The organism is Methylomicrobium sp. Wu6, assembly GCF_035916875.1.
Lineage (GTDB): Bacteria > Pseudomonadota > Gammaproteobacteria > Methylococcales > Methylomonadaceae > Methylomicrobium.
The window spans coordinates 1-6804 of sequence record NZ_JAXUHN010000003.1 but is presented as its reverse complement, the minus strand read 5'-3'; the positions used below and the strand labels follow the sequence as shown (position 1 = coordinate 6804).

The 6804-nt window shown below is 51.1% G+C and carries 6 protein-coding genes; all 6 read right to left on the bottom strand.

Annotated elements, in window-relative coordinates:
- Positions 1-119: 119 nt before the first annotated feature.
- The 6 genes from argB to U2W12_RS00060 all read right to left on the bottom strand — a co-directional run bounded on the left by argB (position 120) and on the right by U2W12_RS00060 (position 6509).
- Positions 120-1010 carry an acetylglutamate kinase gene (argB, locus tag U2W12_RS00085; RefSeq protein WP_326498644.1) on the bottom strand — a complete coding sequence of 297 codons (891 nt, stop codon included), beginning with the start codon at positions 1008-1010 and terminating at the stop codon, positions 120-122.
- A gap of 19 nt (positions 1011-1029) precedes the next feature.
- Positions 1030-3624 (bottom strand): phosphomannomutase/phosphoglucomutase, encoded by a 2595-nt coding sequence (locus tag U2W12_RS00080; protein ID WP_326498643.1) that lies wholly within the window; start codon positions 3622-3624, stop codon positions 1030-1032.
- Between the two features lie 116 nt (positions 3625-3740).
- On the bottom strand, positions 3741-4199 hold the full coding sequence (gene dut, locus U2W12_RS00075) for a dUTP diphosphatase (protein WP_326498642.1): 459 nt from the start codon (positions 4197-4199) through the stop codon (positions 3741-3743).
- A gap of 166 nt (positions 4200-4365) precedes the next feature.
- Positions 4366-4782: a YeeE/YedE family protein gene (locus U2W12_RS00070; protein WP_326498641.1), complete on the bottom strand. Its 417-nt coding sequence runs from the start codon at positions 4780-4782 to the stop codon at positions 4366-4368.
- Positions 4779-5210: a YeeE/YedE family protein gene (locus U2W12_RS00065; RefSeq protein WP_326498640.1), complete on the bottom strand. Its 432-nt coding sequence runs from the start codon at positions 5208-5210 to the stop codon at positions 4779-4781. Before U2W12_RS00065 ends, U2W12_RS00070 begins: the two co-directional genes overlap by 4 nt.
- 654 nt (positions 5211-5864) lie before the next feature.
- Entirely contained in the window at positions 5865-6509 is a 645-nt protein-coding gene (locus U2W12_RS00060; RefSeq protein ID WP_326498639.1) for a hypothetical protein, read from the bottom strand.
- Between the last annotated feature and the right edge of the window lie 295 nt (positions 6510-6804).

Sequence of the window (6804 nt, the reverse complement as noted above, 5' to 3'; positions counted from 1 at the left end):
AACCCAGAAAAATCGGCTGATGCCTCGCCGTTTTGCCGGTTCCGTCAAAATCTTCGTTGTGAAAATCTCTGGCAGGGTTATGATTTTATAGGAATATTTTGTTTTCGGGCAGGCACTAACTAGCGGCTTAGCAGCAAGGTGCCAACGCCTTGATCGGTAAACAATTCAAGCAGCACCGCATGCTCGACGCGTCCGTCGATGATGTGTACCTTGCCGACGCCGCCCCGTAACGCATCGGTGGCGCAACGGGTTTTCGGAATCATGCCGCCCGAGATCGTGCCGTCGGCGATCAGATCGTCGATGTCTTTCAGGGTCAGACCGGTTAGCAAGTGGCCTTCTTTGTCCAAAATGCCGGCGGTATTGGTCAGCAGAATCAATTTTTCGGCTTTCAGCACTTCCGCGACCTTGCCCGCGACCAGATCGGCATTGATGTTATAGGAATGGCCTTCCGCGCCGACACCGATCGGCGCGATCACCGGAATGAAGTCGCTCTGGCAGAGCATCTCGACGACCGCCGGGTCAATGCTGCTGACTTCGCCGACATGGCCAAGATCGATGATTTCGGGCGATTGCGCGCTTGGATCGGCTTTGGTCAGGTGGATCTTTTTCGCGCGGATCAAATCGCCGTCCTTGCCGGTCAGGCCGACCGCCTTGCCGCCGTGAATGTTGATCAGATTCACGATCTCTTTGTTGACTAGCCCCCCGAGCACCATCTCGACCACGTCCATCGTTTCGCTGTCGGTAATCCGCATGCCGTCGATGAAATCTGTCGTTTTGCCGAGTCTTTCGAGCAAACGGCCGATTTGCGGGCCGCCGCCGTGCACCACGATCGGATTGATGCCGACCAGTTTCATCAGCACGATGTCGCGCGCGAAACTGTGTTTGAGAGCCTCATCGACCATCGCGTTGCCGCCGAATTTGACGACCACGGTCTTGCCTTTGAAGCGTTGAATGTAAGGCAGGGCTTCGATCAGAACATCGGCGATTTGGTGAGCTTTTCGGTTTTGCATCGTTTTCGGATTTTCCAGGCTAAAAAGGAAGTAATGAGTCGGGTTTTACTGTTTTGATCAACTGACTAAATTGTTGCTGAATTTTGTGCAATGACTCTCTGGTGTCCGCTTCGAAACGGATTACCAAGGATGGCGTCGTATTGGAGGCGCGTACCAGGCCAAATCCGTCCGGGAAATCGACCCTGAGGCCGTCTATCGTAGTCATCTCGGCACCCGGAAATTTGGCGGTTTTCAACAATTTTTCGATCAATTCGAAATTTTCGCCTTCTTCCAGCGTGACGTTCAATTCCGGCGTATTGACGCTGTCGGGCAGCGCGGCGAATACCTCTGCGCTGGTGCGGGTATCTTCGGAAAGGATTTCGATCAGGCGCGCGGCGGTATACAAGGCGTCGTCAAAACCGAACCAGCGGTCATTGAAGAAAATGTGCCCGCTCATTTCGCCCGCGAGGCTGGCGCCGGTTTCCCGGAGTTTCGCTTTCATTAGCGAATGTCCGGATTTCCATAGCGTCGGCCGGCCACCGAATTTTTTGATCTGGCTGGCTAAATGCCGGCTGCATTTGACATCGAAAATGATTTCCGAGCCCGGACGCGCGCTCAGCACGTTTTGCACGTATAGCATCATTTGCCGGTCCGGCCAGATGATCTTGCCGTTCGAATCGACGACGCCAAGGCGGTCGCCGTCGCCGTCGAACGCCAGCCCGAGATCGGCCTGATAGTGCTTGACCGCCAAGATCAGTTCTTCCAGATTTTCGGGCTTGCTCGGATCGGGATGATGATTCGGGAACGCGCCATCGATCTCGCAATACAATTCGATCACTTCACAGCCGATCGTTCTCAGCAATTTGGGCGCGATGTCGCCAGCCACACCGTTGCCGCAATCGACCACGACCTTCATCGGTCGGCCCAGGTGTACGTCATCTGAGATCGTGCCGATATAATCATTGACGTAGCGGCTGTTTTTTTCGACCGTGCCGGGCTCGCTGAGGGTAAAGGCCCGACTGTCGATGCATTTTTTCAGGTTTTGAATGCGGTCTTCCGCAAGCGTTTCGCCCTTAATCACCATCTTGACGCCGTTATACGCGGGCGGATTATGGCTGCCGGTAATCATCACGCCGGACTGGTCTTCCATGTGATGCGCGACAAAATATAGCACTGGTGTTGGCACCATGCCGATGTCAAGCACGTCGCAACCTGTGGAGATAATGCCGTCGGAGACGGCTGTCGACAGGTCGGGACTTGAGTTGCGGCCGTCCCGGGCAAGAACGATAGTATCACAGCCCCGCGTTTTGGCTTCCGTACCGAGCGCGCGGCCGATGTCGTAGACGACTTCTCGGGTTAAGGCTTCACCGACAATGCCGCGGATATCGTAGGCTCTAAAGATCGCATCCTTCGGGCCAACGGTTTTTTCAACCGGAAAACTGGCTTTTTCGATTTTGGGTTTGTCCTGAACTATGGGGACGCTTGTGGCGCTTGTTGTCTTGGGCGCCGGCTGTTGTCTGACCGAAGCCTGGGCAGGCTTCTTAAATATTTCAGATTCATTGCTTCGACTTTCGGGAGCCTTGGGTTTTGTTTTGGTAGCCGGTTTTTTGTCGAATCCGAAATCGATCACATCCGTAGAAAAGCCGCTTAACCCAAATAAATCATCCGTTGTGTCTTTCTTGGTAACCGTGTCATCGCTACCGTCGTGGTCCATAACTCGCTTGTATTGCAACAAGGTCGAAATAAAGCCTTTCATTTCATTCAGATTGGTCGAATAGCTGCCTTGAAAATTATTTTTCATCAAATCTTTGAATGCCCGCATCGTGCTGCGCAAGTCTTCGGTCAGCATCTTCGACAATAGACGATAGCCGAATAGGAACGCAGCTATCATCAATCCTAATGGAATTAGGATCAAATTGAGCATCAGGCTGGAATCGAGCGTAATGAGTGAGTCGGTCGTCCCATAGCTGAGATCCCAATTGGTGCCCGCAATCTGAATTTTTAGGTTGCTGTCTTCTTCGGTGGGAGCCAGGCCGGACGCTCCCAGTAATAATTTTCCCTGATGCAGGCGTATATAGCCGTTACCGGCCTGCGTTGGCGCTATGCTTGTACGGATGATGTCATCATCGAAGCTGGCCAAAAGCACGCCGATCGTTTGCTTGCCTTGCACGATCCTTCTGGCTATCGCCAGGTGCCTATTGGTTGGCTCGTTACCTTGAATTGCCGGCAATGGGTTGCGGTTGGTTGAGAACGTTTCGCGGACCATGTTCAGATCGGCGTATGTCATCGGTGGCGAGCTCTTGTCATCCAGTTCGGTAATGCCGGGCAACAGCAGCCTGACATTGAGAGCATGGGGAAGCAGCTGCGTTAACTTGGCCGCGGTCAGACGGATCGATTCCGGATTTTGACTGGCTAGCGCTTGCACGGTGTTGGTGTCTTGCGCCATTTTGTCCAGGCTTGTATTCAGTAGATCGATCTGCGTGGCAATCGATAGGCCGATACCCTTGGCGAGCGCGCCGACCGCATCTTCTTTCGACTGGTCCATTGCCCTGGAAGCGATCCAAAAGATGCCTGCGCTCGAAATCAAAAGCAAGAGCGTGGATACGGCGGCCAAATAAGAGAAAAGTCGAAACATCCTCTATCCCTTCAAATAGAAATTAGACTGACAGGTTTTAGACGAGCGGCGTGGATCAACTTTATAAGTTGGCGCATCTCAAATACGCTTAAGAATAGCCGATAACCACAAAACCATCAGGCTTTACCGGTCGATCCGAAGCCGCCGATGCCGCGCTCGGTCACGGTCGAGAATTCGGGAACGAGTTTGAACGCGACCTGCACCACCGGCATGAACAGCAATTGCGCGATTCTTTCTCCCGGATTGACCTGATAATCGTTGTCGCCGTCGTTATGTAGGATCACGCCGATTTCGCCATGATAATCGGAATCGATGATGCCGACGCCTTGGCCGACTCTGATGTGGTGATTCAGGCATAAACCGCTTCTGCTCGCGACGATCGCGACCAGGCCGGGGTCCTGAATATTGATCGCAAGTCCGGTGCCGATCAGTTTGTGTTGCCGGCCGCCGATCACGACGGGCTCGGCAATGCATGCGACCAGATCGATGCCCGCGGAGCCCACGGTTTTATAAGCCGGGATGCCGAATTGTTCGAGCAGGGGATTTACTAATTTGGTTTCGATCAATCGTTTCATGGTGCAGATTTGGGGAATTCGCTTGGATAAAAAAGCGCCCGAGGCGCGCGCAAAGGCAGGATTTTAACATTCCTGTTCCTCGCGGACATCCTCTAAATCCATGATGAACACAAAACGGAAGAAAAACGGCAACGATCGGAGAGGATCATTGCCGGGATGGGGGAGGTTATGGCCGATCCAGCAGGCGATGGCAGGCGAAAAAACCAAGATAAATCGTGAGGATCATGATCACCGATTCCGATGAGAACAAACTCAAGCCGGTAACCGAAGGGCCGGGGCAATAACCGCTCATGCCCCAGCCGATGCCGAAAATGGCCGCCCCTGCGATCAGCTTCGGGTCAATCGACGTCTTTTGGGGGAGATGAAAAGATGTCGACAAAAGCGGCGCGGGGCGTTTAAGAATGAATCGGAATGCAATCATCGCAACGGACAAGGCGCCGATCATCACAAACAGCAGGCTGGGGTCCCAATGGCCCGTCACGTCGAGGAAATTCAGCACTTTATTCGGATCGATCATATGCGCGAGCGCTAAGCCCGCGCCAAATAAAATACCGCTGAGCAATGCGATCAGATGAGTTTTCATGCGGTCAGCTCCAACAGATGACGGATCACATAGACCGTTAACATACCGCTAGCGATAAAGGTCAGCGTCGCCGCGATCGAGCGGATCGACAAACGGGCGATGCCACAGACGCCATGGCCGCTGACGCAGCCGTTCGCCATGCGGGTTCCGAATCCGACCAGGAAGCCGCCGATGCCGAGTAAGACGATTGGATAGCCTTGCCGGGGCGTATTGAAACCGGGGGCGAAGGCTCCTAAAAACAATCCCCCGATTACCAGACCCGCCAGAAACAACAGACGCCAGACCTTGTCGTTTTTTGGGGCATAAAATACGCCGTTCATGATGCCGCTGATACCGGCGATACGGCCGTTGAAAAACAATAGCATGGCGCTACTGATGCCGATTAAAGCGCCGCCCGCGAGAGCGGAAAAAGGGGTAAAATTTTCCATTGCTTGGGTCTCTTTGGCTGAAAATAAAGACGAAACAGAAGATTTAGTATATAGTAGAAAATAATAATATACTACTTTGCATTTAAAGGCAAACGCTTGCTACAAGGAGGGGGGGCAATGCCGTTAAGTTAAGAAGAAAGCTCCCTCTCCTGCTGGAGAGGGTTGGGGTGAGGAGGATCAAAAATAAGGAAAAATACTTTATTTTGATCCCCTTATCCCAACCTTCTCCCGAAGGGAGAAGGAGCGAAGCTTCTCTTAATTTAATGGCATTGGGGGGAGTAGCCCCCAGAAGCGATAGAGTTGAGCGATTTTTACGAAGCGTTGCTTGTGCAGTGAAATTGCAAAGCCCATCCAACATCGCTTCGAATCATTGTGCACTGAGATTTGATGATACCACTCGTTGGATATAAAGCGAAGTAAGCCCCTCAAGGGGGCTATGGAGTAGGTGTCTGGAGCGCCGAAGGCAAAAGCTGGTCGTGTTCAGTTTTTGCCGCTTGCTTCGGCTGCAAGGGGTAGGGTAACGCAGGAACAGTTACCGAGGGCATGGAGGCCCAAAATAAGCTTTGCAAAAATAGCGACTCTCCGCACTGATTATGCGTTGCGGGAATGAATTGCAGTCAAACGATTTAGAGACGTAGCTAGAATAAAGAAAACTCAAGGCTTAAGTTTGGCATTAATTTTGATTTTTATCGTCACTTGATGCTGTCCAGCGGGAACTCCTATGAATGCTGTGCCGATCACATCGCCTTTGAATTGGACAATTTGTCCAAAACTAGAGGAATCTAGCTTGCCAGTGACACTGACAGACCCCTGATATCCGCTGAAAGCAACGCCGGGATTCAACAGCGAGGCGTCACCGGTAGTTAAATTAGTCACACCCGAGACTTTTTTCTTCGACAGGTTAATATGACTTGGGTTCTGGCGTTTGTTGAGAAATAAACGACCTTCCCCTATAAAGATTTGGCTCTGAATACCCTCGGCAATTGGATCTCGATCGAATTCAACTTGTTCACTTACGTCCCACTCAACTACTTGCCATGATAGATTGTTGGCGGTGCCTTCCGGGTCATAATGCAAAATAAGAGCTAGGTTATTATCGGGATTTTGCAAAAGGTCATTGCCGTACAGCTTTTTCTTCTTAATGCCGGTGTGATTCGAGGAACCAAATTCAGGCTCATCGGAATATACAATTTCAATTCCTTTATTTTCTATCGGAAGAGGGTAAATCACGGGATTTGCACGAGCAGCACCCATATATACAAGAAGGGTTAAAGAACATAAGGAAATTAAATGTTTCATGGTTGCCGCCTATATTCAGATTTGTCACACCAATCATACGACAATAAGCTAAAAAATAAAATAACTATATTGTCTAATAGCTTGATCCTATAGGAAATGAGCTGTTTTTCCCTGGTTGTATGTGCGTAACTGAATGCTTAGTAAATACATATATTTAGGACATGCAAGAAGGTGTTTTTTTAACCAATAATGGGAAATCCCCCGGCTCTGCCGGGGAGACAGCAAAAGTTTGACAATAAGAGGAGTCCATCAGGAAACTGACTACCGTGAACCGCCAAGCACACGATAGAGGAGA